We start from the raw sequence: 1894 nt of genomic DNA, 5'->3' as shown, positions 1-1894 counted from the left end.
ACCATCGCAGCACCAAAACGGCCTGCTTGTAGGTCCCCATCGCACGCCGTCCCTTGCGGGTACCCCGCCGGAGACGCTCGGCGTGCAGCAGTCCGGACAGGAACAACACGCTGTCCCCGGATACGTCCAGAACAGCGGTATATGTGACACTCATAGACACGCGGGGTCCCTTTGAAGTTGATCTGTGAGAAGACCACTTCGTAGCAGGGATCCCGCGTCTTCACGCGCATCCCCGCTCGGCGCGCCCCAAGATCACACAGCGTCGCGAACTGTTACTCGGAGCGGCTCATTTGGCCATGCATCCGCCGTCGACGACGAGCGCTTGGCCGGTCATACAGTCGGACGCTCGTGAAACGAATTCGTCCACAGGTCTTGACGATAGCTCCTCACCGTCCGTGGAACGGTTTTGAAACTCAGTGACTACCGCGCTTGAGTCCAGGCTGGTGAGGAAAGCCTCAGTGATCGGTGAGAGTCGCTTGTCAGCTCGCGTCAAGATTCCGACGAGAGGCGTCGGAGTCGGAGGGAGCGCCACTGCACGGGTCCGTGCAGGAATACCGAACCTATCAAGCCACGTGTGCGCGACGATACCTGACCACCCATGCGCAACGTGAGCGTACAAAGCAGGGATTGAGTCGACTTCAATGTCCGGCTCAAGCCGAGCACCTTCGGCCATTGCAGCTGCCTCTAAAATCTTCCGGTTGCGCATCAGCCGTACCAAGGCGCACAGGGGCCGCGCGACTGCTTCCGCCCAGGTAATTTCGTCTCCAGGCGGGGCTAGGTCCACAGGAGTAAGTAGGACGTAACGCTCTCGATAGAGCTCGATCGCCCGAGTCCCTGCGGGCGGTTCAGAATCCAGATAGGTTAGACCGGCGTCGAGAGCGAAGTCCTCCAACCGTTGGACGATCTCAGTCGATGGCAGTTCCTCGACCCGGGCGTGAGCCAATGGATAGTGCGCACAAAAACGATCAGTGAGAGCGCTGACAACCGGCATAGCTGTCGGAATCGAACCTAGGCGTAGAGTCGCCGTCAGTCCCTCTTTCATCCGCTGGAGATCATCATTTAATCCATCGCGTTCGGCGAGAATCCGGTGCGCCCAGCCTAGAACCCGCCGCCCTTCCTCGGTTAGCCCCGCGAAGCGCCGTTGCCGGCTATGGCGCACGAGAGTCACACCCAGCTCCTGCTCAAGCTTACGGAGTCCAACCGATAGGGCGGGCTGACTAGAGTGGCACGCCTGTGCCGCCCGCCCGAAGTGCTCCTCCCGAGCGAGGGCTACAAAATATTCCAACTGACGGATTACAATATCCCCAACCATAGCAGCTAAGGCTATCCGATGTCACGTCACTCGAGGTAATTCAGAATACTTATGACGCTCATAATGAAGTATTGAATTGGTCTCAGGGAGGTTCACGGTCTTGCACCGAGTCCGGCAGCGCTGGATCGCAGCAGCGCCTCGGCGTGATCGGCATGGCGGTCCTCCCAACTGGCCGGGAGGGAACAGGCGCCAGTTCACCGTCTGGGTTCTGGTGCTCCGTGCCTCCTCCCACTGTCGAATGTGCGGTTCCCATCCTGCCAACGCGATGGACCGCCGCTGCGCGGTTCCCTCGGATGGTCAGGCGATTTCGGTCACGACCCAGACGAATCCGGTGTAGACGTTCATGGAATGCCCACGCAGGAACCCGACCAGCGTCATGCCCTGCTCCTCGGCGAGGTCCACGGCCAGCGAGGACGGCGCCGACACCGCCGAGAGCATCGGCAGCCCAGCCGAGGACCTGTTCGCGATGCTGATCCTCTCCTTCTACGAGCCTTATTCACGAGCATTACCAGCCGAGTCGATAGAATTCGAGCGCCGTGATGATGCGGACAATTCCGGGGAGTTCGGCGAGGCGCCCTCGAT

1 protein-coding gene and 2 pseudogenes are annotated in these 1894 nt (G+C 60.4%); all 3 read right to left on the bottom strand.

Annotated elements, in window-relative coordinates; genetic code table 11:
* Nucleotides 1-154, bottom strand: a pseudogene (locus tag ACWDKQ_RS36005) (IS5/IS1182 family transposase); the annotation flags it as partial.
* Nucleotides 155-286: 132 nt separating this feature from the next.
* Nucleotides 287-1312 carry a LysR family transcriptional regulator gene (locus ACWDKQ_RS36000; protein ID WP_450143212.1) on the bottom strand — a complete coding sequence of 342 codons (1026 nt, stop codon included), beginning with the start codon at nt 1310-1312 and terminating at the stop codon, nt 287-289.
* Between the two features lie 297 nt (nt 1313-1609).
* Nucleotides 1610-1762, bottom strand: a pseudogene (locus ACWDKQ_RS35995) (formate dehydrogenase accessory sulfurtransferase FdhD); the annotation flags it as partial.
* Between the last annotated feature and the right edge of the window lie 132 nt (nt 1763-1894).

It is taken from the genome of Saccharopolyspora sp. NPDC000995 (assembly GCF_053599315.1).
The sequence above is the reverse complement of the archived record's forward strand: the minus strand, read 5'-3'. Positions and strand labels throughout refer to the sequence as shown.